We start from the raw sequence: 26,398 nt of genomic DNA on the forward strand, positions 1-26,398 counted from the left end.
ATGCGGTATTAGCCGTCGTTTCCAACGGTTATCCCCCTCGTCAGGGCAGGTTCCCAGCCTTTACTCACCCGTCCGCCGCTCGACGTCCAGTAAATCCACCGAAGCTTCAATACTGCCGTTTCCGCTCGACTTGCATGTGTTAGGCCTGCCGCCAGCGTTCAATCTGAGCCATGATCAAACTCTTCAATTAAAGTTTTTCGAAACCGAAGTTTCAGCTCAATGAATACTGATTACTGTTTCTCTCCGAAGAGAAAAACGAATTGACTGTGCCGAACAACTATAAAAGTTGTCGTTTGGTCACTCAGTTCATCGAATAAATCTTTTTGTCTATTCTCAACGAGTGCCCACACAGATTGCATAGGTCAAATTGTTAAAGAGCGTTGACTTGCGAAGCGTTGCTTCGCTCGGTCAGGGCTGCGTATATTACGCGCCTTGCCGATGAAGTCAAGAAGAAATTTTATCTTTTTGTTGATGCCAACCGACGAAAACAAAACCTCTTTTTGACTCCCCTAACGCGTTGTCGGCGTTAAGTAGGTGGGCTATCTTAATCATTCAAAAACTGACGTCAAGCGTTTATTTTTATTTGATTTTTTGCCCCGACATGGCCGCTGAGCGCTTGCCCTGTGTGCCGTGTCGATGGAGGCGCATTATAGGGAAGCTGATCAGATTGGCAACCCCTTTTTAGGTGTTTTTTAGAAAAAAACTGTCACTCGCTGTTTTTTTGCTCGCTAGGGTGTAAAACTGGTACCAAAGTCAGCGTTATCTGACATTGTATAGCGATATAAAGAGGGATTTGTGATGGCAAAACAGCTGCGCGCTTATAAAGGCATGACGCCTCAGCTGGGCGAACGCGTCTATATTGATGAATCCAGTGTATTGGCTGGCGATATTACGCTAGGCGATGATGTGAGTATTTGGCCGCTGGTGGCGGCACGTGGTGACGTGAACCATATCCAGATTGGCGCACGGACCAATGTGCAAGATGGCTCAGTCCTTCATGTCACCCATAAAAATGCCGAAAACCCACAAGGTTACCCGCTGATCATCGGTGAAGAAGTGACAATCGGCCACAAAGTCATGTTACACGGCTGCCGGATTGGCAACCGAGTTCTAGTGGGAATGGGGACGATTATTCTTGATGACGCTGTGATTGAAGATGAAGTGCTAATTGGCGCTGGCAGTTTAGTCCCGCCCGGAAAACGCTTAGAGAGCGGCTACCTGTATGTTGGCTCACCGGTCAAACAGGTTCGCCCCCTCACTGACAAAGAGCGTGCCTATTTTGCACGCTCAGCGCAAAACTATGTCGACACTAAAGACATCTACCGCTGCGAGCACTAGATCACCAAGCTGCCATCGGGTTCAAACGCTTCTGATTCGATGGCTGCTTCCATTTGCTCTTCTATATCAAACCAGACTTGTTCGACGATCGCCTGCGCATTATCCGAGTCTACCGCACAACCGGCGAGCGCAGATAAGGTGGTAAAGCGGACAGCGCATGTTAACAACGCACCATTAAGTTGGCCGTAGAAACAAACACGCGCCTTTGCCGTGTCGACCTGCGCTTCGTCCGCAGCCAGAATAAGGGATTGATTCATCGACTGAGTGCCTCTCTTAACTGCTCGCGCACACGTTCGGTTTGTGGCCGACAGCCACGCCATATAGCAAAGCTTTCCGCCGCTTGTTCCACCAGCATGCCCAAGCCGTCTAAACATCGCCCTGCTCCTTGGCGTTGCGCCCATTGGTTGCTGGTTGTACAGCCAGCTTGATACACCATGTCATAGACAGTGGTCGCTGGACCAATCGCTCCTTGCGGGAGAGGGGGATGGCTTTGATGTAAGCTTGCCGAGGTCGCATTAATGATCACATCCACGGGCGCCGCCATGGGTTCATCCACGGCATGACTGGCGATCGGTCCGGCCTCACCAAATGCAGCGGCTAATTGCTGGGCTTTTTGCTCGGTGCGATTCACTATCATCAGCAATGCTGGCTCTTGCTCCAGTAAAGGAAGCAACACACCCCTTGCTGCACCGCCTGCTCCCACAACCATAATGCGCTTATCGCGCAGTGCCACATGGTGGTAGTGTAAGTCAGTTACCAAACCTGCCCCGTCCGTATTATCACCCAGTAGGGAACCATCGCTTTGCTTAACCAGCGTATTCACGGCACCGGCGCGGCGGGCACGCTCTGTCAGTGTATCAGCCCATTCATACGCTTGCTGTTTAAAAGGCACGGTCACATTGGCGCCGCGCCCTCCTTGCGCAAAAAACGCCTGCATACTGGACACAAAGCCTTCGAGCGGCGCCTCAATGGCTTGATAGTCGATGTATTGTTGGGTTTGCGTCGCAAATGCGGCGTGGATCTGCGGCGACTTACTGTGGCCAATCGGGTGGCCGACCACACAATAACGATCGGTCATCTGTTACCACTCCCTCGGTTTAAGGTAGTCGCGATAAAGTCTCGCTTCCGGTGCATCTTCATCAGGTGACCAATTATATTCCCAACGTGCCATCGGCGGCATCGACATCAGGATAGATTCGGTACGCCCACCACTTTGTAAGCCAAATAGCGTTCCTCTGTCATACACCAAGTTAAACTCGACATAGCGTCCGCGGCGATAAAGCTGAAAATCGCGTTCTCGCTCACCATAAGGCGTGGCTTTGCGGCGCTGTACTATCGGCAGGTAGGCATCGATAAAGCCTTTTCCAACCGCTTGGGTATAGGCAAAGCACTGTTCGAATGGCCATTGGTTCAAATCATCAAAGAAAAGCCCACCGACGCCACGGGTTTCATCGCGATGGGGCAGATAAAAATAGCGATCGCACCACGCCTTGTGATCAGCGTACACGCTATCACCAAAAGGCGCGCATAAGGCTTTGGCGGTCTGATGCCAATGCTGGCAGTCTTCCTCGAACGGATAGAAAGGTGTGAGGTCAAAGCCTCCGCCAAACCACCATACAGGATCTGTACCTTCTTTTTCGGCAATGAAAAACCGCACGTTTGCGTGCGAGGTCGGCACGTACGGGTTATTAGGATGGATCACTAACGACACCCCCATGGCCTCAAAACAGCGCCCGGCAAGCTCTGGACGGTGCGCGGTCGCCGAGGCAGGCATTTGATCGCCAAATACGTGCGAGAAGTTCACTCCCGCTTGCTCAAACACTTGGCCCTGACGCAGGACGCGACTGCGGCCACCGCCCCCTTTCTCACGCTCCCACGCATCTTCAATAAAATGCGCTTGACCATCTTCTTGCGCAAGCTGTTGGCAAATATCATCTTGAAGCTGGAGGAAAAAAGCCTTCACGGCTTGCTTATCAATTGTCGATTGACCGTGTGCCACGCTCACATCCTTTGTTACTGAGACTATATGCGTACTTTACCTGATCCACGCAGTGGGATCTTGACGGAATTTCATCCCCCACCGCCGACGCAAACGTTTTCCTTGCGGTGAAATCTGGGTATAATTCGCGCCACGCTCAGCTTATCTTATTCACGCTTGTCATCAAGAAGGACGTATTATGACTGTCGGTATCATCATGGGCTCGCAATCCGATTGGCCTACCATGACACATGCAGCGGCTATGTTGGATCATTTTGCCATCCCTTACGAAACCCGTATTGTCTCCGCCCATCGCACACCACAGTTACTTGCCGACTACGCCCAACAAGCGGCCGAGCGCGGGATTAAAGTGATTATTGCCGGCGCTGGGGGGGCCGCCCATTTGCCTGGGATGACCGCCGCACACACCAGCCTGCCGGTGCTCGGCGTGCCGGTCCAGTCAAAAGCGTTAAAGGGCATGGACTCATTGCTTTCTATTGCTCAAATGCCCAAAGGCGTGGCAGTGGGCACACTCGCCATTGGAGACGCAGGCGCCGCGAATGCAGGCCTCCTTGCCGCACAAATTCTCGCAACGGCCGACCCTGATTTGATGGCAAAAGTGGATGCGTTTCGCCAAGCGCAAACTGAAGCCGTTCTCGCTCAACCCAACCCACAAGGGTAAGGCCATGAATATTCTGGTGTTAGGCGCGGGACAACTGGCCCGGATGATGGCCTTGGCCGGCGCGCCGCTCAACCTTATCGTCAGCGCCTATGATGTGCGTAGTGGCGACATTGTTCACCCACTGACGCTGCAACCACTGGGGCACGGCCTCAATACGGCCATCGCCGGCGCAGATATTATTACCGCGGAATTTGAGCATATCCCCGCTGATATCTTGCACCAATGCGAGCAAAGCGGGAAGTTACGCCCCAGTGCTCAGGCGATTCTAACCGGTGGCGACCGCCAAATTGAAAAAGCCCTGCTGATGCAAGCAGGCGTCGCCAATGCGCCATACCGAGTGGTGTATACACAGGCTGATTTAGAAAAGGCGGTCGACGCACTGGGAGCACCCTTGGTCCTCAAAAGCACCTTGGATGGTTATGACGGCAAAGGACAGTGGCGCTATCGTGACGGCGATGATCTTCACGCATTATGGGCCGAGCTCGACGCCTTTCTTAGCGCGCCAGAGCAACGCGATGGCCAAGCCATCATTGCCGAAACCATGATCCCTTTTGACCGAGAAGTGTCACTGATTGGTGTGCGTGGCGCGAATGGTGAATTTGCCAGCTATAGCCTGACCCAAAACCACCACCATGATGGGATACTAACCTTGTCTGTGGTGCGCCCGGATGAACATGCCTTGCAAACACAGGCGGCGGACATGTTGGAAAAGATTGCCAGCGCGCTTAACTATGTGGGGGTACTCGCGGTGGAATTCTTTGATGTGGACGGCAGCTTGCTAGTTAACGAGATAGCGCCTCGGGTGCACAACTCCGGTCACTGGACACAGCAAGGTAGCGCGTGTTGCCAATTTGAAAACCACCTGCGCGCGGTCAGCGGCTTACCCCTCGGCCCAACCGATTTAATCCAGCCAACGGCGATGATTAATATCTTAGGCCAAGGCAGTGTCCCGCTTGCGACCTATCGTGATGCCCATGTGCATTGGTACAACAAAACGCCTCGTCCGGGGCGTAAAGTGGGTCATATTAATGTCACGGCCACATCGAACGCGGCGCTTGCCACCAAGTTAGCCAGCCTCGCCAGCTACCTCCCCGACGATGCTTTTCACGGTTTAAAATCGGCTGCCTTGGCTCTCGCCGCGCAAACCGATTAGCCTTCGCTCTCCGATTCTGCAGCCGATTCACCTTGAATCGCGCTGCAGGACTTATCGGCACATTGGTGCACCGTCTTGCCGCCTTTCTTACGCTCCACCAGCAGCGCAAAGCCACATTGCTCGCAGGTGCCGGCTATCGGTTGTGCGTTTACCGCAAAATGACACTTAGGGTATTGGTCACAGGCAAAAAAGCGCTTGCCGTAACGCGAGGTGCGCTCCACCAGCTCACCTTTGTGGCAGGCAGGGCAAGTGAGGGTAGTATGATCCGGTTCATCCGGTTTTTCGATATGCGTACATTGCGGGAACTGATCACAGCCAATAAACATACCGAATCGACCTTGGCGTAACACCAATTCTCCCTGATGACACGCCGGGCAAGCCACGCCAAGCGCTTTTACTACATGGCCATCACCATGATGTAACGCTTTGGTATAGTGGCAGTCTGGATAGGCGGTACAGGCCAGAAACGGGCCTCGTTTGCCCGATTTAAACGCAAGAGCGCTGCCACATTCCGGGCAGCGCTCATGGGTATTCGGGGTGTTATCTTTACTCATTCACACCTTTTACTGTCATTGATAAGCGTTAGTGCACGTATCCCTCTTGTGCGTCGTACAGCATTTCTTCCATCTGTGTATACGCACGTTCGTTACCGGGCACGTTAAACAGCACCATCAAAATAACCCATTTTAGATCATCAAGACCAAATTCTTGGGTCTCGAGCTCCATCACCCGATCGATGACCATTTCACGCGTTTCCGGTGAAAGCACCCCAGCCTGCTCTAAGAATAAAAGGAAGCCTCGGCTTTCTTGGTCGATAAAGCGCGTTTCTTGCTCGGTATAGATTCGGATCGAGCTTTGGGCACTGCCTGATAGGTAAGGCTGTTTATCCGCATTTTGCAACTGTGCCAGCTTTTCAAGCCAGTTCAGGGCTTTATATATATCGTCTTGATGAAAACCCGCGCGGGACAATTCATCTGCTAACTCGTCCTGATCGATCATCACTTCCACATCGCTGTGGATGTAGGTTTCGAACAGGTACATAAGAATGTCCATCATGGCTAGCCCCTCCTCGTTCTGACATAGCCACCGGGTACTGCTGCTACAAGCCCCTGGAGTTCTAAGTCTAACAACTGCATCATGATTTCGTGAACCGGTTGGTTGCAGCGCTCAGCCAGTACGTCGACACACGTCGCGTTAGCCCCTACGTTAGCCAACAGCGCAGAAAATGGCAATCCTTCGTGCGTATCTAACTTGGGTGCATCACTAAATAATTCGTTTTGCTGACTCACAGCAAACTGAACCAAGCTATCCACATCACTTATAATATCATCAACACAATCGACTAACACGGCGCCTTGTTTTATCAATTGGTGGCAACCTCGCGATTGGACTTGGTCTATGGGACCGGGAATCGCAAACACACTCCGGTTTTGCTCTAGCGCATAACGTGCCGTGATCAGTGACCCACTTTGCGGTGCGGCCTCTACCACTAATACGCCTGCCGACAACCCACTGATCAACCGGTTGCGGCGCGGAAAGTGTTCGGCTCTTGGCGGGGCGTCCGGCCAAAACTCTGAAACAAGCGCCCCCTGCGCTTCAATCCGCTTGGCCAATGCGCGATGCCGGGCGGGATACACATTGGCCAGTCCGCTTCCCAGCACCGCCAAGGTTTTTCCGCCACCCTCGAGTGCGCCTTTGTGTGCCCGGCCATCGATACCTAGCGCAAGCCCACTGGTGATCGCAACGCCATGCTCAACCAGTTGTTTGGCAAATTGAAACGCCGTTTCTAGCCCTTGCGGTGTCGCGTGTCGACTGCCCACCATCGCCAATTGAGGCATCGCCAAGCAAGTCAGATCGCCTTGCACATACAAGACCAAAGGCGGCCGTGCGATTTCTCGGAGTAGTGCAGGATAAGCTGGATGGTCAAAGCCAATCAGGTGGCAATTCTCTTGCCTCGCCCACTCAAGGCTACGCTCAATCATGGCATGATTGGGGTGCATGATGGCCTGACATTGCTCAGCGGTTAAGCCAACCGCGGCAAGCTCATGATGGGTTTGGTCACACAATGCGTCGATGGGCATTTTAGCTAACAGCGCGCGCCGCTGCGGGACGCGCAACCGCGGCACTTGAGTCAGCGTCAACCATCCTCGCAGCGATTTATCGTGCATAGGCCGGTTGAGAAGATGGCGGTACCGCATGCATGCCGGCTTTGATCGGCTGACGCGCTTGGGTGATCACCGCCAAGCTAACCCAAGGGTAAGCCCGAACGACCATGGTTTGTCCCACCGTCACATCAGGCATGGGTGTGATGGATTGTGTCGTGCTTTCGTTCGCGTTTTGATAGCGATACTCACCAGGGCCATTTAATACGTTGGCACCAGCTTCAGTGACAGTAAACATTTGTCCGGTCGTCACGCCATCATTGGCACCTTTATCGAGCACCACCAGCTGACCATTCGCGACATACTCACTGCCATAAAGATGCCCTAATAACCTCGCGTCGGTTTGAGCCGCTTGGGGCCAAAAGCGCGCATGCGTGTTCTCGGGCAAAGGTAACAAGACATCATTGGGCCGTACTTCCTGCACCACGCGTGTCAGTGTCATCACACTGCGCCCTTCACTTCGCGCACGGATACGTCCGTCAGCCACATGTTTTAAGCTCACCATAGCGATCGGTTCGGCGCTAGCCTCTGACGTCGCAGGGCGTAAAAAGGTTTTCTCAACCCGAAAAACCTGCCAATTTTTGGCACCCAACGACGCATCCACATACAGGGTATCGTGCACTGACAGATATTGACGCCCATCTGTAGAGCCAAGAACACGAGGCAGCGCCACCAAACGCGCCTTTTCGACCAGCATATCCTGTTGTAAATAGGGCAGCAGCATAGGATCGACACTGCTAAGCGCTGACGTCTTGGGTGCATCTCCCTTTGCTGCAATCGCGCGCCTAGGCTTGTAGCTGACGGCCGGTTTCCCCGCTTGCCATGTGAGGGTGAGCACATCGCCAGGATAAATAAGATTGGGATCCTTTATAGCCGGATTTGCGTACCATACGTCACGCCATTGCCAAGGATTATCGAAAAAGGTGGCGGCGATATCCCACAGGGTATCCCCCCGCTCAACCACGTATCGCTGACTCTCGGCAGGGCCGGCTGCCAGCACTGGTAGCGCGATAGCCAATAGCCCAGCGGCGGCGAGATTGAATAGCTTTCTTGTCATCAATGTCTTCCTCACCCGACGAATGATGCTGATGCTGTCAATTGGCTGGCAAAATGTCTAGAATTAACCCAATTACCCCGTGCCGCTTTCGGCACAGTTCAATTTTTATGAGACGTTATGGCTTTACTGAACGTATTAACATTCCCAGATGAGCGCCTTCGCACCGTGGCCAAGCCGGTGGACGCTGTCACACCTGAGATCCAGAAAATGGCTGATGACATGATTGAAACCATGTACGCCCAAGATGGTATTGGTCTCGCGGCCACTCAGGTTGATTTTCACCAACGCATGGTGGTGATTGATGTCTCCGAAACCCGCGATCAGCCCATGGTGCTTATCAATCCAGAAATCATCGAAAAGCGCGGTGAAGATGGCATTGAAGAAGGATGCTTATCTGTGCCCAGTGCACGCGCATTGGTTCCCCGTGCGGCAGAAGTGACCGTAAAAGCGCTGGATCGCGACGGCAACGCTATCCAGTTTGATGCCGACGACCTGCTAGCGATTTGTATTCAGCATGAGCTTGACCATTTAGAAGGTAAGCTGTTTGTGGACTACCTATCGCCGCTGAAACGTCAGCGCATCAAGCAAAAGATGGAAAAAATCAAACGCGCTAACCAGAAAGCAAGCTGAGGTCACTTTGAGCACACCGCTGCGTATAGTATTTGCGGGCACGCCGGATTTTGCCGCGCGCCATTTACAAGCCCTGCTCGATAGTGAGCATGAGGTGATTGCGGTTTATAGCCGTGAAGATAAACCCGCTGGCCGAGGCAAGAAGCTCACGGCAAGCCCCGTTAAACAGCTTGCGCTTGAGCACGACTTACCCGTGTACCAGCCTCGCACGTTGCGTGATGAACAAGCACAAGCGGAGCTGGCTGCCTTGAACGCCGACGTGATGGTCGTGGTCGCTTACGGGCTGATTCTGCCCAAGCCCGTATTGGACACCCCCAAGTTAGGGTGTATTAATGTGCATGGCTCCATTCTGCCACGTTGGCGTGGCGCCGCTCCTATCGAACGAGCAGTATGGGCTGGTGACAATGAGACGGGAGTCACCATCATGCAGATGGATGAAGGGCTCGACACAGGCGATATGCTTAAAATTGCGACCTTGCCCATTGATGAGAAAGAAACCAGTGGTAGCCTATATTTGCGCCTTGCGGAGCTGGGTCCGCAGGCATTGATTGATTGTCTTAATGACATGGCTAACGGCATTATTCTTGCGGAGCCACAAAACGATGCCAAAGCCAACTATGCCGAAAAGCTCAGTAAGCAAGAAGCGCAGATCGATTGGCATCAAGACGCCGCGTTTATCGAACGTTGTGTACGGGCATTTAACCCGCGCCCGGTCAGCTACTTCACCTTAGGTGAGCAAAACATCAAGGTGTGGGGCGCTAACGCACTAGATATCGACGTGGACGCGGCGCCAGGCACAGTGATCAACACTGACAAACATGGCATTCAGGTCGCGACCGGAAAAGGCGTGATCCAGCTGACCCAACTACAACCCCCGGGCAAAAAAGCCATGCAAGCGCATGAACTACTGAATGCACGTCGTGAATGGTTTGAAACAGGCACCCAACTGTAGCGTGCCACCGATACGTGAGAAGAAGGCCAGTACGCTGGCCTTTTTTAATCTGACCCACACTATCGTCTGATGCCAATTTGGCCTTTGAATAGGTAAACATATGAATGTAAGAGCCGCGGCCGCCCGCGTTCTGTATCAAGTAGTTGATCAGGGCCAGTCATTGTCCCAGCAGCTCCCCCTCGCTCAACAGAAGGTCGCCCCGCGTGATGCTGCTTTGTTGCAAGAGATTTGCTATGGCACCTTGCGCTGGTTACCGCGATTAGAGCATATCGTGCAAGCCCTGATGGATAAGCCACTGAAAGGCAAACAACGAGTCTTTCATCACCTCATTCTGGTCGGGTTGTATCAATTAGGCTATATGCGCATCCCGGCCCATGCCGCCGTGGCTGAAACCGTGAATGCCACCAAGCCATTGAAGCGCCCACAATTACGTGGATTGATTAACGCCATTTTGCGCAATTATCAACGCGATCAAGATGCGCTAGACCAAGCCAGCCAAGCGAATGATGCTGGTCATTACTGCCATCCCGGCTGGTTGCTCAAACGCCTTCAGGCCGCCTATCCATCAAATTGGCAAGACATTGTGGCGGCAAATCATCAAAAGGCGCCGATGTGGCTGCGCGTCAACCGCCAGCACCATTCTCGAGACAGTTATCAAACGCAGCTGCAACAGGCCGGTATTGGTGCCAGTGTCCATCCAGATGCCATGGACGCTCTGAAACTCGACGCGCCGTGTGATGTGTCTCGCCTCCCCGGCTTTGACCAGGGCTGGGTGTCGGTACAAGATGCCGCCGCGCAGCTGGCTGTCGATTACCTCCAACCCGCGTCTGCAGAACATATTCTCGACTGCTGTGCCGCGCCAGGAGGGAAAACGTGTCATATCCTTGAGCACCAGCCTGGTGCCATCGTGACGGCCATTGATGCCGATGAAAACCGCTTATCCCGGATCAAAGAGAACCTGTCACGGTTAGGGCTGAATGCTGATGTGAAACACGCGGATGCCCGTGAGCCGAGCGCTTGGCATCAAGGGCCCGCGTTTGATCGTATATTATTGGATGCCCCTTGTTCAGCCACAGGCGTGATCCGGCGTCATCCCGACATTAAGTGGCTACGCCGTGATAGTGACATTCACGCTCTGGTCACGTTACAGGCAGAGATTTTAGACACAATGTGGCAGCAATTGGCGCCAGGCGGTACGCTGGTTTACGCCACCTGCTCAGTGTTACCGGATGAGAACCGCGAGCAAATCCGTGCCTTTTTAGCCCGTGAACCTTCCGCGATACTGCGCACCGGCTCGCAAGCGCAGCCTGGTCGCCAGATTTTGCCAGGCGAAGACGACATGGACGGTTTCTATTATGCATGCCTAGAGAAGCCTTTGTGCGACTAGGCAGGGAGTGACAGTAGCATGAAAATCATCATCTTGGGTGCAGGACAAGTCGGCGGCACCCTAGCAGAAAACCTGGTAGGGGAAAACAATGATATCACCATTGTTGACCGCGCCCCCGAACGACTGCGTGAGCTACAAGATAAGTATGACTTACGCGTGGTACAGGGGTTTGCCAGTCACCCAACCACGCTGCAAGAAGCCGGCGCTCAAGATGCAGATATGCTGGTCGCGGTGACCAACTCAGACGAAACCAATATGATCGCCTGTCAGGTCGCGTATACACGTTTTAATACACCAAACCGCGTCGCTCGGATCCGCAGCCCTGAATACTTGGCGGTGAAAGAGCAACTGTTTAACAGCGACGCCTGTCCGGTTGACCATCTTATCGCCCCTGAAGAGCTGGTCACTCGTTATATTCGTCGTCTAATTGAATACCCAGGCGCCTTACAGGTGGTCAGCTTTGCCGATAAAAAGGTCGGTCTGGTTGCGGTTAAGGCGTATTACGGCGGTCCTTTGGTCGGTAAAGCCTTGTCCGCCTTGCGTGAGCATATGCCGCATGTCGATACCCGTGTCGCCGCTATTTTCCGTCGTGACCGGCCCATTCGTCCACAAGGTACCACCATCATCGAAGCCGATGATGAAGTCTTTTTCGTCGCCGCGAGTAACCATATTCGCTCGGTGATGAGTGAATTACAGCGCCTTGAAAAGCCCTACAAACGCATCATGATTGTTGGTGGTGGCAACATTGGTGCCGGCCTCGCGATGGCGTTGGAGCGTCAATACAGCGTGAAGTTGATTGAGCGTAACCCCTCCCGTGCGGAACACCTTTCTGAGTTACTTGAAGAAACCACGGTGTTTTGTGGCGATGCCTCTGATCAAGAACTGCTCAGTGAAGAGCACATTGATCAGATTGATGTGTTTATCGCGGTCACCAACGAAGACGAAGCCAATATTATGTCGGCCATGTTGGCGAAACGCCTTGGCGCGAAAAAAGTCATGGTGCTTATCCAGCGCGGCGCCTATGTGGACTTAGTGCAAGGCGGGGTGATTGATATTGCCATCTCCCCTCAACAGGCGACGATATCTGCGCTACTCACCCATGTGCGCCGCGCAGACATTGTTAATGTCTCGTCACTACGACGCGGCGCCGCTGAGGCGATTGAAGCCATCGCCCATGGGGATGCGTCGACATCCAAAGTGGTCGGGCGCGCCATCGGCGAGATAAAACTGCCCCCCGGTACCACCATCGGTGCCGTGGTGCGCGGCGATGAAGTGTTAATTGCGCACGATAAAACCGTGATCCAGCAAGATGACCATGTGGTCTTGTTCTTGGTGAACAAAAAATATATTCCTGACGTTGAACGCCTGTTCCAGCCCAGTCCCTTCTTCCTATGATCCTCGCCTGCAGGCGTTGTTGCCTGCAGGCTCACGCTTTTTCGCTGTCTACTGCCGTTCCAATCACTTTGGGTATACACTAATAAAAGTTCTCTCGGTATCGATGACACACAAAGGAACGCCATGTCGGACGATAAGTTTCAGCAATCTACCAGCTTCCTCAAAAAAGCTGTGCCTTTGATGATGAAATACAAGGTGCCCACCACGCCCACCAACTATGCCCTGTGGTACACCTATGTCGCCAATACCGACGCCAAACTCAATGCGGATGTCGATGCCACCGTCGATGAGCACGGTACCTGTAGTCCGCTGCAAAGCGACATGCTTTACCAAAAACACATGGCCGATAAGCATAGCCGAGACATCAATGCGTTAAAGCAAAGCTTAGAATCGATGATGACCGAGATGAGCCACTCAATGTCAGATACTATCCAGGATACTGACGCTTTCCATTCGGTTCTCGATAACACCTTTGAACAGCTGTCACGGGTCGAAAATGAAGGGTTATCCATTGATGAGACCATTGCCGTGGTTCGCAACGTGGTCAAAGATTCGCAAGCGCTTACTCAGTCGACCCGCTACTTTAAACACCAGCTGAATGACGCGCAGCAAGAGATTGCGCAATTAAAGCAAAATTTGGCTGAGATGACCGAACAAGCCACTCATGATGGCCTAACCGGTTTGCTTAACCGGGCTGCCTTCGAGCGCGAACTCGCCGCCTACATTGATAGCCCACAAACCTGGCCGTTCTGCTTGGTACTCATCGATCTCGACCACTTCAAACACCTCAATGATACCTACGGCCATGTGCTCGGTGACATTGCCTTAAAGCAAGTTTCTAAACGGATCCTCGACTACTGTCGCGATGGCGTACAAGCCTTTCGCTACGGGGGCGAAGAATTTGCCTTGCTGGTGCCGCAAAAACGCCTCAGCACGGCCAAGCGCACCGCTGAAACATTGCGGGCGGCGATTGACCGCATGGTGATCAAAGACCGGCGTCGTGGCCGCACTCTAGACAGCATTACTGTATCGATAGGCGTCGCCGAGTATGACGAATATAAAGGTGAGAGCGGCGCAGATCTGATTTACCGTGCCGATCAGCACCTGTATCAAGCTAAAAACCTAGGCCGTAATCGCGTGATGCCGATTAATTAATCACCACCTGAGCGGAAATTGATCCTGGCTAAGTTTCATCTCAGTGTGGTCGGGCACAATGGCATTTTTTACGTGCCACACTGAGGACGCCCATATGCAATGCCACCGTATCAATGAGCTGCTCGACCTACTCAATCAATCTTGGCAAAAAACCCCTGACTGTTCTCTGATGCAAATGCTCATCCAGATCGCTGATGAAGCCGGTCATGGTCAGGATATCACCACACTGTCAGACGATACCTTGATCTATCAGCTTAAGATGCGACTAGAAGATACTGATGCCCCCATTCCTGGGCTAGCCAAAGATTGTGAAGACGATTTTAAAGCCGCGATTTTGCGCGCACGCGGGATCCCGCCTCAGCAATCGTCGTGAAAGCAGTCTGGCTAATCGTCTGTTATAGCTAGATTTCATTGAGTTTGTGGCTATGTTGCAAACTATGACTCTGGTAGCGTATTCAAGGAGTTCGCTGCGCTACAATCACAGGCAACAATGATAATCAGGGCCTGGCAACGCACCATGGACCCGTACCCCAAGGAAAGCCAATGTCATGAGCGATAAAAAAATCAACGTCAAAGACGTGACTGCAAAAGAGTACAACCCCAAAACTCACAAAGGGGCTGACGACCGTTTCAACCCAAGCAATCGTATTTATGTGCGTGCGGTAAAAGGCTATTACCAGCGTATGCGACGCTATATGGGCTGGTTTTTCATGCTGGTGTTCCTCGCCATTCCATGGCTCCCATACCAAGGACGCCAAGCCATCTTACTCGACATCGGTAATCAGAAATTTACCTTTTTTGGCACCACACTCTGGCCACAAGACCTTACCTTGCTGGCTGCACTATTGATGCTCGCGGCATTTGGCCTTTTCTTTATCACCACCTTTCTTGGCCGCGTGTGGTGTGGGTATTTATGCCCGCAAACCGTGTGGACCTTCTTATTTATTTGGTTTGAAGAAAAACTCGAAGGCGCCGCCAACAAGCGCCGCAAGCAAGACTCGTTAAAACTGACGCCTGAGCTAGCCGCGCGCAAAACCGCTAAACACGCGGCATGGTGGGCGATCTCCTTGATTACCGGGATGACCTTCGTTGGCTACTTTGTGCCAATGCGCGAGTTAGCTATCGATTTAGTCACCTTTGATACCAGCTTCTGGGTCGGTTTTTGGGTGATCTTCTTTGCCGCTTGTACTTATGGCAATGCAGGCTGGATGCGCTCGATTATGTGTATTCATATGTGCCCTTACGCACGCTTCCAGTCGGCGATGTTCGACAAAGACACCTTTATTGTCGGATATGATGCTAAGCGCGGCGAAAAACGCGGCCCTCGTCCTCGCAAAAAAGATCCGAAAGAGTTGGGACTCGGTGACTGCATTGACTGTAATTTGTGTGTGCAGGTCTGCCCAACAGGCATCGATATCCGTGACGGCTTGCAATACGAATGTATCAACTGTGGTGCCTGTATCGATGCTTGCGATGAAACCATGGATAGGATGGGCTATGAGCGTGGACTGATTAGCTACACCACCGAGCACAAACTAGAAGGCAAGAAAACCGCCGTGATGCGACCTAAGCTCCTTGGCTACGGGGTCGTCATGACCATCGTCACCGCGATGTTCATCTACTTAGCGATGTCAGTGATGCCCATGGAGCTGGATGTGATTCGAGACCGAAACCAGCTTTATCGCATCAATAACCAAGGGTTGGTGGAAAACACTTATACCTTAAAAATCCTCAATAAAACCCAATCGGATGAGACGTACCAACTGTCGGTGAATGGGCTGAACGATGTGGAATGGCATGGCCCGCAAACGGTCAATGTCCAAGCAGGGGAAGTGTTCTCATTACCCATCAGCCTCGCCGTTGATACCTATGAGATGGAACAGCGTATCGCTGATATCACTTTTGTGATGGAACGTGAGTCGGGTGAGGAGCAAAAAGTGGTCACGGCAGAGAGTCGGTTTATCACGGATCTCTAATCGTCATTTTAATCCACAATGAAAGGGCGCAGGCAGCGCCCTTTTTATTTGTTACCATGGCGTTTTGCCACACAAACGGAATGCTCATGACTGACCATGGCTTTGACTTTCATACACTAACGCCAGATGTTCAGTTAAATGCGATTGAGTCGGTGGGGATCTATCCTCAATCAGGCTTGCTTGCGCTGAACAGCTATGAAAACCGTGTTGCCCAATTTGTCGCTGATGATGGCCAGCGCTATGTGGTGAAGTTTTACCGTCCTGGGCGATGGTCTAACGCGCAAATTATCGAAGAGCACGCATTCTGTCATGAGCTCGCCCAGGCCGATATTCCCGTGGTAGCCCCAATCTACCGCGACGGTACAAGCCTTTTTACCGCCGAGGGGTTTCGCTTTGCGTTATTTCCCAGTGTCGGCGGCCGGGGTTTTGAAGTGGATAATTGGGATCAACTTGAGGCGGTCGGCCGTTACCTCGGCCGCCTACACCAAGTGGGCGCGGCGACCCCCTTCCAACAACGGGCAAAGTTTGATCTCGACAGTCATCTTTATCAACCTCGTCAGGTGTTAAATGAGGCAAATCTGATCCCAGAAGGCATTCAGGCAACCTTTTTCTCTGATCTTGACCGCTTAATTGACGCCATTGCCGCTCGCTGGCATACAAATTGGCCGGCGATCCGCTTGCACGGCGACTGCCACCCCAGCAACATTCTGTGGCGCGACGGTCCACTGTTTGTGGATTTTGACGACACGCGTAACGGCCCTGCGATTCAAGACTTGTGGCTGTTTTTAAACGGCAGTCGTGCCGATCAGCTCGCCCAACTCGATACCTTGGCAGAAGGTTATCGCGAATTTCGTGAATTTCCCGCCGATCAATTGCAACTGATCGAGCCGTTGCGTGGTCTGAGAATGGTGCACTATATGGCGTGGCTAGCAAAACGCTGGCAAGACCCGGCATTTCCACGTGCATTCCCTTGGTTTGCTGATGCAAAATACTGGGAAGGTCAGGTACTTGCATTTAAAGAACAACTTGCCACCTTAGAAGCGCCACCGCTTACGCTGTACCCGTAAGCGCTCAATCGATAACGGAGAGTCATTCAATCATGTTAAAGAAACTGTTTCCTGTGCTACTCATACTCGGCTTAACCGCCTGCTCTGAGCCTGAGAGCGTGACACAAACGTCATCACAAACCACGCAAACGGCAGAGTCTACCCAAACGCAGTCTGAATCCACCGCGCCTATGGAAGTGGCTGACGCTAAGCCGGGACGCTTTAAGGCAGGGGAAGACTACCAAGTGCTGGACACGCCAGCGACGGATACGCCCACAGTCACTGAGTTTTTCTCCTTCTACTGTCCTCACTGCTATCAATTTGAGCCACTGGTTCAACAGCTCAAACAGCAGGTGCCTGACAACGCCAAAGTGGTGAAAAATCACGTCTCCTTTATGGGCGGGGATATGGGCAGTGTCCTAACCCGTGCATACGCAACCGCCGTGGTACTGAATGCACAAGACACCATTATTCCAGTGATGTTCGATCGCATTCACGTGGCGCAAAACCCACCCAAATCATTGGCCGAGGTGCGCCAACTGTTCGTTGATAACGGCATTGATGGCCAAGAGTTTGATGGTGCTTACAACAGCTTTGCGGCCAACTCAATGGCGAAGCGCTTTGACCAATCGTTCGAAAAAGCGGGCCTGCGCGGCGTGCCTGCCGTGGTCGTGAACGGCAAGTATCATGTCACACCGAAAACCGTGGAAACCCCCGAAGAATACTTTCAGTTGATCAACTTCTTGCTTACCCAAAAGTAATTAGCTGACTTGGGCGTTGAGGTGGCGTAATAAGCCATCCATCGCCCGATACCCCAGCGCCTCAGCAAGGTGAGGACGCTGGATGGTGTCAACATCGGCCAAATCGGCAATGGTTCTCGCCACTTTAATGATCCTATGGTATGCCCGCACAGACAGTCCCAAACGATGCAGGGCTTGTTCTAAAAAAGCGGCATCGGTTTGAGCCAGTTGGCAATGTTGTTCCATTTCTCGATTGCTCAGCAACGCATTAACCTTACCTTGACGCGCCAACATCCTGGCTCGCGCCGCTTCAACTCGGGCTTTTACCACGACCGTTGACTCACCGCGCTCACCACCACTGGAGAGGCTCCCTCTTGGCAGTGCCGGAATATCAATCGACATATCAAACCTGTCCAATAATGGCCCAGACAAACGGGCTAGATAGCGCAAGATTTGCTGTGGGTTTGAGCGCGCGAGCTCTCCTTCATGATGGCCTGTGGGGCTGGGGTTTAATGCGCCTATCAGCTGAAAGCGTGCGGGAAAGCGGGTTTTGCCATTGGCGCGGGAGATAATAATCTCCCCCGACTCTAGCGGCTCACGCAGGGCATCAAGCACCCGGCGCTCGAACTCTGGCATCTCATCGAGAAACAGCACCCCATGGTGAGACAAAGAGATCTCTCCCGGGCGCGGAACGGTGCCACCCCCAACCAATGCCGCCATCGAGCTTGAGTGGTGTGGACTACGAAACGGGCGCCGACGCCAGTTTCCTTCATGCAAAGGTTGCTGGGTCAACGACGTGACCGCGGCTGACGCTAATGCCTCTTCATCATTCATAGGCGGGAGCAAATCACACAACCGCGAGGCTAGCATGGTTTTTCCGGTTCCGGGCGGGCCAACAAAAAGCAGATTATGTGAACCACTGGCGGCGATCTCTAGCGCGCGTTTTCCTTGTTGTTGGCCAATAATGTCACGCAAACACCGTGTTGAGGGAGGTTCGGGGGCTTCTACCTGTGTCGCATTCAAACCGAGATTTTGTTGACCAATGAGGTGCTGCGCCACCGCAATCAGATCAGGCGCTGACACATGGCGCTCATTATCCACCAATGCCACCTGGCTGGCGTTATCATCTGGCACCACCAGTGCGCGCTGCGCTTTTTGACAGGCAAGCGCGGCGGGCAAGGCCCCTTTAACCGGCCGTAGCTGTCCGGACAAAGCCAACTCCCCCAAAAACTCGAATTCGTTGAGCCGCTTTTCCGGCAGCTGCCCAGATGCAACCAAGATCCCGAGCGCTATCGGCAAATCAAACCGTCCACCTTCTTTGGGTAAGTCAGCCGGTGCAAGGTTAACGGTGATCCGGCGTGATGGGAACTCAAAGTTCGACGTCACAATTGCACTTCTCACCCTGTCCCGCGCTTCTTTCACCGTGGTTTCAGGCAGCCCCACCAGCGCAAACCCAGGTAAACCGTTAGATATGTGTACTTCTACAGTCACATTCGGTGCTTGCACGCCCACACAGGCTCGACTGTGCACTATCGCTAATGCCATTTTCTCTCCGCGTTACCCTTGTTAACCACTATGAAACCCGACTCTTATAGTGCAGAGCCAATTTATGATTAAGAGTATTTTTTTCTTGTCATGCGAGTGAGGTCTGTGATACCACTACAAATGCACAACAATTAAACACGAGACTCGGCGACAGATCGGGTTCGTGACTGACCTGTAACAAGCAGGCGTAAACAAAAACACAATTAACAAAAAGCCCATAAAATGGGCTAACGACAAGAAAAGACAGACAAATGCTTAACTTCGCTATCGTCCTAATTATTCGCCTCATCGTGGTCATTATTCCGCGAGGGGTTTAGGTACGCGAAATACAGCAGCAACATCGCAACCAAGCCCCCGCAACCAACAGGTTCGGGGGCTTTTTTCATTCATGTGGCGACGCCACGCGACAACGGAAGCAACAATGATGGAGAGCGCAGAGACAGATCATTCGCCCGCCTGCCCTCCCCGTTCATACGGGGAGGGACAAGGATGACAGGTGCACAATGGGTTGTGGAAGCCTTACGTAAGCAAGGCGTTGAAACCGTATTTGGGTATCCAGGCGGCGCCATCATGCCTGTGTATGATGCCCTCTATGATGGTGGGGTTGAACATATTTTATGTCGCCACGAACAAGGGGCAGCGATGGCCGCCATCGGGTATGCCCGCGCCAGTGGCCGTCCTGGCGTCTGCCTGGCGACATCGGGACCGGGCGCCACTAACTTAGTCACCGGACTTGCCGATGCGATGATGGACTCGGTGCCCGTAGTCGCGATCACCGGCCAGGTCGCCAGCCCACTAATAGGGACGGATGCGTTCCAAGAGATTGATGTCCTCGGCTTATCTCTCGCCTGCACCAAACACAGTTTTCTGGTCACCGATCCGGCCGAGCTTACGACGACTTTAGCGCAGGCATTCGAAATAGCACAATCAGGCCGTCCTGGCCCGGTATTGGTGGATATCGCTAAAGATGTGCAACAAGCACTGATCCCAAACACTGAGGCTCAGGTTCATGTTTCACATACTGCCCCTGTCGATAGCCAAGCACTCGAAAAGGCCAATGCGCTTATTCGTACCAGTGAGCGCCCTATGGTTTACCTCGGTGGCGGTGTGGTATTGGGTAAAGCCACCGAGGCGTTACGCGATTACTTGGCACGCAGTCAGCTCCCAGTGGTCAGCACACTAAAAGGCTTGGGCACGGTTGAATCAAACTATCCGCATTACCTTGGGATGCTCGGTATGCATGGCACCAAAGCGGCGAACCTCGCGGTGCAGGCGTCCGACTTACTGATTGTGGTTGGCGCACGTTTCGATGACCGGGTGACCGGCAAGCTCGATACCTTCGCCCCTCATGCCAACGTGGTGCACCTTGATATTGATGCGGCCGAAATCAACAAACTGCGCCGCGCGCAAGCACCGGTTTGCGCCCCACTCAATCAAGTACTCCCTGCACTCGCATGCCCTGACACGTCACCGGCATGGCGGGAACAAATTACCGAATGGCAGACCTCGCACGCGTGGCGCTACGACCACCCTGGCGAGGCCATCTATGCACCCGCCTTGCTCAAAAGCTTGTCCGATAGCATGCCCGCAAGCACAGTCGTTGCCACCGATGTGGGCCAACATCAAATGTGGGTCGCGCAACATGTTCGTCCCTCTCAACCCGAGAATCTGCTGACCTCGGCGGGGCTAGGCACCATGGGATTTGGCTTGCCTGCCGCAATGGGCGCCAAAGTAGCTCGTCCCGAGGATGAAGTGGTACTGGTGTCCGGAGATGGCTCATTCATGATGAACGTCCAAGAGCTCGGTACGCTCAAGCGTCGCGGCATCGGGGTAAAGATCATCCTGCTGGATAACCAGCGTTTGGGCATGGTGCGTCAATGGCAACAATTGTTTTTCGAGCAACGTTACAGTGAAACCGACCTGTCTGATAACCCGGATTTTCTCACCCTGGCGCGCGCCTTTGATATTCCTGGGCACAGTATCCAGCGTAAAGATGAGGTCGAGGACGCACTCAACACCTTGATGACACATCAAGGTCCTTATTTGCTGCATGTTGCCATTGATGAAATGGAAAATGTATGGCCGCTGGTACCACCCGGCGCGGCAAACCAACAAATGATGGAGCAAGACTTATGATGCAACACCAGTTTTCTATTCATGCGACCCACAGCCCTGAACTGCTCGAGCGTGTTTTGCGTGTGATCCGTCATCGCGGTTTTACGGTTTGCCAGTTCAACATGTCTTTGCCCGCGGACAACGGCCACGTCATTTTTGATGTCACCGTCGAAAGCCAAAGAGCGATCGAGACCTTGCGACCACAACTGACTAAGCTATGGGATGTGGCTGAGGTCATGATGTCCTCATCCCAGCAACAATCCCTACGCGCATAACCAAAAAGGAAGAAAAGAATGTCGACAAATACCGCTGATTACATTTGGTCTAACGGTGAAATGATCGCTTGGCAGGATGCCACCGTGCACGTACTCACGCACGCCATGCACTACGGCACCTCAGTGTTTGAAGGGATCCGCTGCTATGACACACCGAACGGCCCAGTGGTGTTTCGCCATCGCGAGCACATGCAGCGCTTAAAAGATTCTGCCAAAATTTACCGTTTTCCGATCCCCTACAGCGTCGATGCACTCATGGAAGCGTGCCGTGAAACTTTGCGCGTCAATCAGCTACGCTCTGCCTACATTCGCCCGCTTGGCTTTGTGGGCAATGTAGGCTTAGGGGTCTGCCCGCCACCTGATACACAAATGGATATCATCATCGCCGCCTTTAGCTGGGGGAGCTACTTAGGGGAAGAAGCGCTCGCCCAAGGGGTGGATGCCATGGTGTCGAGCTGGAACCGAGCGGCACCCAATACCATTCCGACTGCGGCCAAAGCCGGCGGGAACTACTTATCTTCTCTGTTGGTAGGTGGTGAAGCCCGTCGTCATGGCTATGCCGAAGGCATTGCCTTGGATGTCCGCGGCTACCTGTCCGAAGGGGCCGGTGAAAACCTCTTTATTATTAAAAACGGCGTGATTAGCACCCCCCCGGCTACCAGCGCCATTTTACCGGGGCTCACGCGTGACGCCATCATCACGCTGGCGAAAGAGAAAGGACTCACCATTTGCGAAGAGCCGATTGCGCGTGAAGCACTGTACCTGGCCGATGAAGTCTTTATGACCGGTACCGCGGCAGAAATTGTGCCTGTGCGTAGCGTCGATCAGATCACCGTCGGTGAAGGTCAACGTGGCCCGATCACCGCCTCACTACAGCAAGCCTTCTTTGGCTTGTTTGATGGTACCACCGAAGACAAATGGGGCTGGCTTGACCCGGTTTACCCAGACCAGAGCGCATAAGGCAAAGGAGTCGTAATATGCCAACCTATCGTTCCAAAACTACTACCCACGGTCGCAACATGGCTGGCGCGCGTGCATTGTGGCGCGCTACCGGCGTAAAAGATGATGATTTCGGCAAACCGATTATCGCCGTCGTCAACTCATTTACCCAGTTTGTGCCAGGCCATGTCCATCTCAAAGACATGGGTCAGCTGGTCGCCAAGGAAATCGAAAAAGCAGGCGGCATCGCCAAAGAGTTCAATACCATCGCTGTCGATGATGGTATCGCCATGGGTCATGGCGGCATGCTGTACTCACTGCCTTCCCGTGAGATTATCGCAGACTCGGTCGAGTATATGGTCAATGCCCATTGTGCCGATGCCATGGTCTGTATTTCTAACTGTGACAAAATCACCCCGGGCATGTTGATGGCCTCGATGCGCCTCAATGTCCCGGTGATTTTTGTCTCCGGTGGCCCAATGGAGGCCGGCAAAACCAAGCTGTCCGATCAGATCCTAAAACTCGATCTGGTCGATGCCATGATGCAAGGTGCCAACCCAGATGTGTCCGATGAACAAAGCGAGCAAATTGAGCGCTCCGCGTGTCCCACTTGTGGTTCGTGCTCTGGCATGTTTACCGCCAACTCGATGAACTGTCTCACCGAAGCGCTGGGGCTGAGTCAGCCAGGTAATGGGTCGATGCTCGCCACCCATGCTGACCGTGAGCAGCTATTCATCAACGCCGGCAAACGGATTGTCGGGCTGACCAAGCGCTATTATGAGCAAGACGATGACAGCATCCTGCCGCGTAATATCGCCAACCGCGCCTCGTTTGAAAACGCGATGGCGCTGGATATTGCCATGGGTGGTTCTACCAATACAGTCTTGCACCTACTGGCGGCTGCGCAAGAAGGCGACGTCCATTTCGATATGGATGATATTGATCGGATGTCACGCCAAGTGCCTCACCTTTGCAAAGTGGCGCCATCGACGCAGCAATATCACATGGAAGATGTGCACCGTGCTGGCGGGGTGATGGGGATCCTCGGTGAGCTTCAGCGCGCTAACCTGCTCAACGTCGAGCAACAAACCGTACTGGGCGTGAGCCTCAAAGAGCAACTGGCGCAATATGACATTGTACAAACCGATGATGAAGCGATTAAAGCCTTCTATCGCGCCGGGCCAGCGGGCATTCGTACCACCCAAGCCTTCTCGCAAAACTGTCGCTGGGACACCCTGGATGATGATCGCCAATCAGGCTGTATCCGCGCCCATGAACATGCCTTTAGCCAAGATGGTGGCTTAGCCGTGCTACAAGGCAACATCGCGCTCAATGGCTGTATCGTCAAAACCGCTGGGGTCGATGAGAGTATTCTGACCTTCGAGGGGCCCGCTGTGGTGTTTGAAAGTCAAGACCACGCGGTGGAAGCCATCCTCGGTGGTGAAGTCAAAGCCGGTGATGTGGTGGTGATCCGTTACGAAGGGCCGAAAGGGGGACCAGGCATGCAAGAAATGCTCTATCCCACCACCTACTTAAAATCGATGGGATTGGGCAAATCCTGCGCGCTGCTCACCGATGGGCGCTTCTCTGGCGGTACCTCTGGGCTATCCATTGGTCATGTGTCTCCCGAGGCAGCGAACGGCGGCACCATCGCGTTAGTGGAAAACGGCGATCGTATTCGTATTGATATCCCCACCCGCGAAATCAGTCTGCTGGTGGACGAAGCGACACTGGCCACCCGCCGCGCAGAAGTGAACGCTCGCGGTTGGAAACCCAAAGACCGTCAACGTCAGGTGTCTTACGCGTTAAAAGCCTATGCCAGCCTCGCCACCAGCGCCGATAAAGGTGCGGTGCGCGATCGCAGTAAATTGGAGGAATAAGCATGCAACAGGCGCAACCCTCAACTGCACAACCGATGGACGGTGCTGATTACCTTAGGGATATCTTGCGCGCGCCTGTTTATGAAGTGGCGATTACCTCGCCTCTTCAAACCATGAAGCGCTTATCTGAGCGCTTCAATAATCAGGTACAGCTCAAGCGTGAAGATCGCCAACCCGTCCACTCGTTTAAATTACGCGGCGCGCATAACATGATGGCACAGCTCACCGAGGCGCAAAAAAAAGCCGGTGTGATTGCGGCATCGGCGGGTAACCATGCACAAGGCGTTGCCTTATCAGGTAGCCGTCTTGGGGTGAAGGCGACCATCGTCATGCCCCGTACAACGCCAGCCATCAAGGTCGACGCGGTACGCGGCTTTGGCGGCCATGTGGTACTGCACGGCAATAATTTCGATGAAGCCAAAGGCATGGCACAACAGCTCGCCGACGAACATGGCTACACCTTTGTGCCACCTTTTGATCATCCCCAAGTGATTGCCGGACAAGGCACTATTGGCTTGGAGCTTGTGCAACAAAATGGTCACCTCGATTATATTTTTCTGCCCGTTGGAGGCGGGGGCATCGCTGCGGGTGTGGCCGTCCTTATCAAACAACTGATGCCCAACATTAAAGTTATCGGGGTAGAAGCGGAGGACTCCGCCTGTTTGCGTGCGGCGTTAGATGCTGGCTTCCCCGTGACCCTTGATCGCGTGGGCACCTTTGCCGACGGTGTAGCAGTGAAACGTATCGGCGATGAGTCTTTCCGGCTTTGTCAGCAGTACTTAGATGACAGCATCACCGTATCGAGTGATGCTATCTGTGCCGCGGTGCAAGACATCTTTGAGGACACGCGGGCTATCTCCGAGCCCTCCGGCGCCTTGGCATTAGCCGGCCTGAAGCAATACGTGGAAAAACACCAACTCAAAGATAAACAGCTTGCGACCGTGTTGTCTGGTGCCAATACCAATTTCCATTCGCTGCGCTACGTCTCTGAGCGCGCGGAACTGGGTGAGAAACGTGAAGGCTTACTGGCTGTCACCATCCCAGAGCAAACCGGCGCCTTTTTCAATTTTTGTCAGATATTGGGCGATCGCGCCGTCACCGAATTCAATTATCGGTATGGCGATGATCATCTCGCCAATATCTTCGTCGGTGTCAGGTTACTTGGCGGGCAAGAAGAGTTGGACAATATCTTGCGCGATTTGCGCCAAGCCGGCTATCCGGTCGAAGATTTGTCCGATGATGAAATGGCTAAGGTGCATGTGCGCTATATGATTGGTGGTCGACCATTGGCCAACCTCAGTGAACGGCTTTACAGTTTTGAGTTTCCTGAATACCCGGGAGCATTGCTGCACTTTTTACAAACCTTGGGCACCCATTGGAACATTAGCCTGTTCAATTATCGTAACCATGGGTCTGACTACGGTCGCGTACTGTGCGGCTTTGAAATTGGCGACAAAGACTTGCTCGCCTTTACTGCCCATTTGCGTGAGCTCGGGTATGGCTGGAAAGATGAGACATCGAACCCGGCTTACCGTTTTTTCCTGTCAAAAACCACCGATTAACCCATAACAAAAAGCCCGACATTAATGTCGGGCTTGGTTTATTCGTCTGGCGGCTCTGGGGCCAATGTGACCACATATTCGGCGATCGATAGGGCGTTATCCATCACCGTCTGTCGTGCCATTTGCGGGAGCTGACTCAGCAAGCTCGTCAATGCGGCTAAATCATCACGGTGAGAGAACGCAATGTCTCGCTCGTCCGTTTCGCCATGTACGAACCAATTAAAGGGACGGCCGGTAATATCGGCAATCATGACCAGCGCGAGGATTTTCGGATCCGTCTTCCCCGACTCCATATCCAAATAGGTCTGGCGCGCGACATTCAAACGCTTCGCCATGTCTACTTGGGTTATTTTACTAAATTCCCGTGCTTCACGGATCCGTTGCGCCATGCGCGCGGTCGAAATCACCATGGTTCATGCCTCATTTCTGCT

The 26,398-nt window shown here is 53.2% G+C and carries 26 protein-coding genes and 1 rRNA gene; 17 read left to right on the forward strand and 10 right to left on the reverse strand.

Annotated features, from left to right (window positions below; genetic code table 11):
- Positions 1 to 190 (reverse strand): 16S ribosomal RNA (locus tag BZG20_RS13600); the annotation flags it as partial.
- Between the two features lie 608 nt (positions 191 to 798).
- Here BZG20_RS13600 and BZG20_RS13605 point away from each other — a divergent pair.
- On the forward strand, positions 799 to 1,338 hold the full coding sequence (locus BZG20_RS13605) for a gamma carbonic anhydrase family protein (protein WP_021022715.1): 540 nt from the start codon (positions 799 to 801) through the stop codon (positions 1,336 to 1,338).
- On the opposite strand, the gene BZG20_RS13610 is transcribed toward BZG20_RS13605, so the two are convergent.
- Genes BZG20_RS13610 through hemF form a run of 3 tightly spaced genes read right to left on the reverse strand, consistent with a single transcriptional unit; the run spans position 1,335 to position 3,337 of the window.
- Positions 1,335 to 1,595: a DUF1488 domain-containing protein gene (locus tag BZG20_RS13610; protein ID WP_158010045.1), complete on the reverse strand. Its 261-nt coding sequence runs from the start codon at positions 1,593 to 1,595 to the stop codon at positions 1,335 to 1,337. The two genes, BZG20_RS13605 and BZG20_RS13610, sit on opposite strands and share 4 nt — an antisense overlap.
- A complete protein-coding gene (gene aroE / locus BZG20_RS13615; RefSeq protein ID WP_077579371.1) occupies positions 1,592 to 2,416 on the reverse strand; it encodes a shikimate dehydrogenase in 825 nt (274 codons plus the stop codon). The genes BZG20_RS13610 and aroE overlap by 4 nt, the downstream gene beginning before the upstream one ends.
- Positions 2,417 to 2,419: 3 nt before the next feature.
- Positions 2,420 to 3,337, reverse strand: a complete 918-nt coding sequence (gene hemF / locus BZG20_RS13620; RefSeq protein ID WP_077579372.1) for an oxygen-dependent coproporphyrinogen oxidase — start codon at positions 3,335 to 3,337, stop codon at positions 2,420 to 2,422.
- A gap of 178 nt (positions 3,338 to 3,515) precedes the next feature.
- Between hemF and purE the strand changes: the two genes are divergently transcribed.
- Positions 3,516 to 3,998 carry a 5-(carboxyamino)imidazole ribonucleotide mutase gene (gene purE / locus BZG20_RS13625; RefSeq protein ID WP_069362358.1) on the forward strand — a complete coding sequence of 161 codons (483 nt, stop codon included), beginning with the start codon at positions 3,516 to 3,518 and terminating at the stop codon, positions 3,996 to 3,998.
- A gap of 4 nt (positions 3,999 to 4,002) precedes the next feature.
- On the forward strand, positions 4,003 to 5,151 hold the full coding sequence (locus BZG20_RS13630; protein WP_077579373.1) for a 5-(carboxyamino)imidazole ribonucleotide synthase: 1,149 nt from the start codon (positions 4,003 to 4,005) through the stop codon (positions 5,149 to 5,151).
- Here BZG20_RS13630 and BZG20_RS13635 read toward each other — a convergent pair.
- From BZG20_RS13635 to BZG20_RS13650, 4 genes are read right to left on the reverse strand one after another with little or no spacing between them, the layout of a single operon-like run.
- Positions 5,148 to 5,705: a type I DNA topoisomerase gene (locus BZG20_RS13635; protein WP_077579374.1), complete on the reverse strand. Its 558-nt coding sequence runs from the start codon at positions 5,703 to 5,705 to the stop codon at positions 5,148 to 5,150. The genes BZG20_RS13630 and BZG20_RS13635 overlap by 4 nt on opposite strands.
- A gap of 28 nt (positions 5,706 to 5,733) precedes the next feature.
- Positions 5,734 to 6,207 carry a DUF494 family protein gene (locus BZG20_RS13640; RefSeq protein WP_046074885.1) on the reverse strand — a complete coding sequence of 158 codons (474 nt, stop codon included), beginning with the start codon at positions 6,205 to 6,207 and terminating at the stop codon, positions 5,734 to 5,736.
- Between the two features lie 2 nt (positions 6,208 to 6,209).
- The gene (gene dprA, locus BZG20_RS13645) at positions 6,210 to 7,349 is read right to left on the reverse strand and encodes a DNA-processing protein DprA (protein ID WP_241828728.1); all 1,140 of its coding nucleotides are present in this window, start codon (positions 7,347 to 7,349) and stop codon (positions 6,210 to 6,212) included.
- A complete protein-coding gene (locus BZG20_RS13650) occupies positions 7,309 to 8,370 on the reverse strand; it encodes a LysM peptidoglycan-binding domain-containing protein (protein ID WP_077579376.1) in 1,062 nt (353 codons plus the stop codon). Before BZG20_RS13650 ends, dprA begins: the two co-directional genes overlap by 41 nt.
- A gap of 117 nt (positions 8,371 to 8,487) precedes the next feature.
- Here BZG20_RS13650 and def point away from each other — a divergent pair, with 117 nt between their 5' ends.
- The 9 genes from def (at position 8,488) to BZG20_RS13695 (ending at position 17,672) form a co-directional block, all read left to right on the forward strand.
- On the forward strand, positions 8,488 to 9,000 hold the full coding sequence (gene def / locus BZG20_RS13655) for a peptide deformylase (protein ID WP_046074882.1): 513 nt from the start codon (positions 8,488 to 8,490) through the stop codon (positions 8,998 to 9,000).
- 7 nt (positions 9,001 to 9,007) lie between these two features.
- Entirely contained in the window at positions 9,008 to 9,952 is a 945-nt protein-coding gene (fmt, locus tag BZG20_RS13660; protein WP_077579377.1) for a methionyl-tRNA formyltransferase, read from the forward strand.
- Positions 9,953 to 10,052: 100 nt separating this feature from the next.
- Positions 10,053 to 11,339, forward strand: coding sequence for a 16S rRNA (cytosine(967)-C(5))-methyltransferase RsmB (gene rsmB / locus BZG20_RS13665; protein WP_077579378.1), 1,287 nt, complete (start codon positions 10,053 to 10,055; stop codon positions 11,337 to 11,339).
- An 18-nt stretch (positions 11,340 to 11,357) separates the two neighbouring features.
- Positions 11,358 to 12,734 (forward strand): Trk system potassium transporter TrkA, encoded by a 1,377-nt coding sequence (gene trkA, locus BZG20_RS13670; protein ID WP_046074879.1) that lies wholly within the window; start codon positions 11,358 to 11,360, stop codon positions 12,732 to 12,734.
- Between the two features lie 123 nt (positions 12,735 to 12,857).
- Positions 12,858 to 13,889, forward strand: coding sequence for a GGDEF domain-containing protein (locus BZG20_RS13675; RefSeq protein WP_046074878.1), 1,032 nt, complete (start codon positions 12,858 to 12,860; stop codon positions 13,887 to 13,889).
- Between the two features lie 94 nt (positions 13,890 to 13,983).
- Complete coding sequence (locus BZG20_RS13680) at positions 13,984 to 14,262, forward strand: YihD family protein (protein ID WP_046074877.1); 279 nt, start codon at positions 13,984 to 13,986, stop codon at positions 14,260 to 14,262.
- Positions 14,263 to 14,437: 175 nt separating this feature from the next.
- Positions 14,438 to 15,865, forward strand: a complete 1,428-nt coding sequence (ccoG, locus tag BZG20_RS13685; protein ID WP_046074876.1) for a cytochrome c oxidase accessory protein CcoG — start codon at positions 14,438 to 14,440, stop codon at positions 15,863 to 15,865.
- Between the two features lie 86 nt (positions 15,866 to 15,951).
- Entirely contained in the window at positions 15,952 to 16,932 is a 981-nt protein-coding gene (locus tag BZG20_RS13690) for a serine/threonine protein kinase (protein ID WP_046074875.1), read from the forward strand.
- 170 nt (positions 16,933 to 17,102) lie between these two features.
- The gene (locus BZG20_RS13695; protein ID WP_046074896.1) at positions 17,103 to 17,672 is read left to right on the forward strand and encodes a thiol:disulfide interchange protein DsbA/DsbL; all 570 of its coding nucleotides are present in this window, start codon (positions 17,103 to 17,105) and stop codon (positions 17,670 to 17,672) included.
- Here BZG20_RS13695 and BZG20_RS13700 read toward each other — a convergent pair whose 3' ends face one another.
- Complete coding sequence (locus BZG20_RS13700; RefSeq protein ID WP_046074874.1) at positions 17,673 to 19,196, reverse strand: YifB family Mg chelatase-like AAA ATPase; 1,524 nt, start codon at positions 19,194 to 19,196, stop codon at positions 17,673 to 17,675.
- Positions 19,197 to 19,685: 489 nt separating this feature from the next.
- On the opposite strand from BZG20_RS13700, the gene ilvG reads away from it, so the two are divergent.
- The 5 genes from ilvG to ilvA are packed head-to-tail and all read left to right on the forward strand — an operon-like array spanning position 19,686 to position 25,967.
- Positions 19,686 to 21,332 carry an acetolactate synthase 2 catalytic subunit gene (gene ilvG, locus BZG20_RS13705; protein ID WP_077579379.1) on the forward strand — a complete coding sequence of 549 codons (1,647 nt, stop codon included), beginning with the start codon at positions 19,686 to 19,688 and terminating at the stop codon, positions 21,330 to 21,332.
- Positions 21,329 to 21,586 (forward strand): acetolactate synthase 2 small subunit, encoded by a 258-nt coding sequence (gene ilvM, locus BZG20_RS13710; RefSeq protein ID WP_046074872.1) that lies wholly within the window; start codon positions 21,329 to 21,331, stop codon positions 21,584 to 21,586. The genes ilvG and ilvM overlap by 4 nt, the downstream gene beginning before the upstream one ends.
- A gap of 18 nt (positions 21,587 to 21,604) precedes the next feature.
- Positions 21,605 to 22,546, forward strand: a complete 942-nt coding sequence (gene ilvE / locus BZG20_RS13715; RefSeq protein ID WP_077579380.1) for a branched-chain-amino-acid transaminase — start codon at positions 21,605 to 21,607, stop codon at positions 22,544 to 22,546.
- 17 nt (positions 22,547 to 22,563) lie between these two features.
- Positions 22,564 to 24,405, forward strand: coding sequence for a dihydroxy-acid dehydratase (ilvD, locus tag BZG20_RS13720; protein WP_077579381.1), 1,842 nt, complete (start codon positions 22,564 to 22,566; stop codon positions 24,403 to 24,405).
- A gap of 2 nt (positions 24,406 to 24,407) precedes the next feature.
- Entirely contained in the window at positions 24,408 to 25,967 is a 1,560-nt protein-coding gene (ilvA, locus tag BZG20_RS13725; protein ID WP_077579382.1) for a threonine ammonia-lyase, biosynthetic, read from the forward strand.
- A 38-nt stretch (positions 25,968 to 26,005) separates the two neighbouring features.
- On the opposite strand, the gene BZG20_RS13730 is transcribed toward ilvA, so the two are convergent.
- On the reverse strand, positions 26,006 to 26,377 hold the full coding sequence (locus BZG20_RS13730) for a helix-turn-helix transcriptional regulator (protein WP_046074868.1): 372 nt from the start codon (positions 26,375 to 26,377) through the stop codon (positions 26,006 to 26,008).
- Positions 26,378 to 26,398 lie beyond the last annotated feature (21 nt).

Source organism: Salinivibrio sp. IB868 (assembly GCF_001995655.1).
GTDB classification, from domain to species: domain Bacteria; phylum Pseudomonadota; class Gammaproteobacteria; order Enterobacterales; family Vibrionaceae; genus Salinivibrio; species Salinivibrio siamensis.

Bases quoted from the DNA above. Each gene is read 5' to 3' on its own strand.
- ccoG (WP_046074876.1), top strand. From the start codon at position 14,438: ATGAGCGATAAAAAAATCAACGTCAAAGACGTGACTGCAAAAGAGTAC.
- purE (WP_069362358.1), top strand. From the start codon at position 3,516: ATGACTGTCGGTATCATCATGGGCTCGCAATCCGATTGGCCTACCATG.
- aroE (WP_077579371.1), bottom strand. From the start codon at position 2,416: ATGACCGATCGTTATTGTGTGGTCGGCCACCCGATTGGCCACAGTAAG.
- BZG20_RS13640 (WP_046074885.1), bottom strand. From the start codon at position 6,207: ATGATGGACATTCTTATGTACCTGTTCGAAACCTACATCCACAGCGAT.
- ilvD (WP_077579381.1), top strand. From the start codon at position 22,564: ATGCCAACCTATCGTTCCAAAACTACTACCCACGGTCGCAACATGGCT.
- trkA (WP_046074879.1), top strand. From the start codon at position 11,358: ATGAAAATCATCATCTTGGGTGCAGGACAAGTCGGCGGCACCCTAGCA.
- BZG20_RS13605 (WP_021022715.1), top strand. From the start codon at position 799: ATGGCAAAACAGCTGCGCGCTTATAAAGGCATGACGCCTCAGCTGGGC.
- ilvM (WP_046074872.1), top strand. From the start codon at position 21,329: ATGATGCAACACCAGTTTTCTATTCATGCGACCCACAGCCCTGAACTG.
- ilvG (WP_077579379.1), top strand. From the start codon at position 19,686: ATGACAGGTGCACAATGGGTTGTGGAAGCCTTACGTAAGCAAGGCGTT.
- BZG20_RS13630 (WP_077579373.1), top strand. From the start codon at position 4,003: ATGAATATTCTGGTGTTAGGCGCGGGACAACTGGCCCGGATGATGGCC.
- BZG20_RS13610 (WP_158010045.1), bottom strand. From the start codon at position 1,595: ATGAATCAATCCCTTATTCTGGCTGCGGACGAAGCGCAGGTCGACACG.
- BZG20_RS13730 (WP_046074868.1), bottom strand. From the start codon at position 26,377: ATGGTGATTTCGACCGCGCGCATGGCGCAACGGATCCGTGAAGCACGG.
- BZG20_RS13675 (WP_046074878.1), top strand. From the start codon at position 12,858: ATGTCGGACGATAAGTTTCAGCAATCTACCAGCTTCCTCAAAAAAGCT.
- BZG20_RS13695 (WP_046074896.1), top strand. From the start codon at position 17,103: ATGGAAGTGGCTGACGCTAAGCCGGGACGCTTTAAGGCAGGGGAAGAC.
- dprA (WP_241828728.1), bottom strand. From the start codon at position 7,349: ATGCGGTACCGCCATCTTCTCAACCGGCCTATGCACGATAAATCGCTG.
- BZG20_RS13635 (WP_077579374.1), bottom strand. From the start codon at position 5,705: ATGAGTAAAGATAACACCCCGAATACCCATGAGCGCTGCCCGGAATGT.
- ilvA (WP_077579382.1), top strand. From the start codon at position 24,408: ATGCAACAGGCGCAACCCTCAACTGCACAACCGATGGACGGTGCTGAT.
- def (WP_046074882.1), top strand. From the start codon at position 8,488: ATGGCTTTACTGAACGTATTAACATTCCCAGATGAGCGCCTTCGCACC.
- BZG20_RS13690 (WP_046074875.1), top strand. From the start codon at position 15,952: ATGACTGACCATGGCTTTGACTTTCATACACTAACGCCAGATGTTCAG.
- BZG20_RS13680 (WP_046074877.1), top strand. From the start codon at position 13,984: ATGCAATGCCACCGTATCAATGAGCTGCTCGACCTACTCAATCAATCT.
- ilvE (WP_077579380.1), top strand. From the start codon at position 21,605: ATGTCGACAAATACCGCTGATTACATTTGGTCTAACGGTGAAATGATC.
- BZG20_RS13700 (WP_046074874.1), bottom strand. From the start codon at position 19,196: ATGGCATTAGCGATAGTGCACAGTCGAGCCTGTGTGGGCGTGCAAGCA.
- rsmB (WP_077579378.1), top strand. From the start codon at position 10,053: ATGAATGTAAGAGCCGCGGCCGCCCGCGTTCTGTATCAAGTAGTTGAT.
- BZG20_RS13650 (WP_077579376.1), bottom strand. From the start codon at position 8,370: ATGACAAGAAAGCTATTCAATCTCGCCGCCGCTGGGCTATTGGCTATC.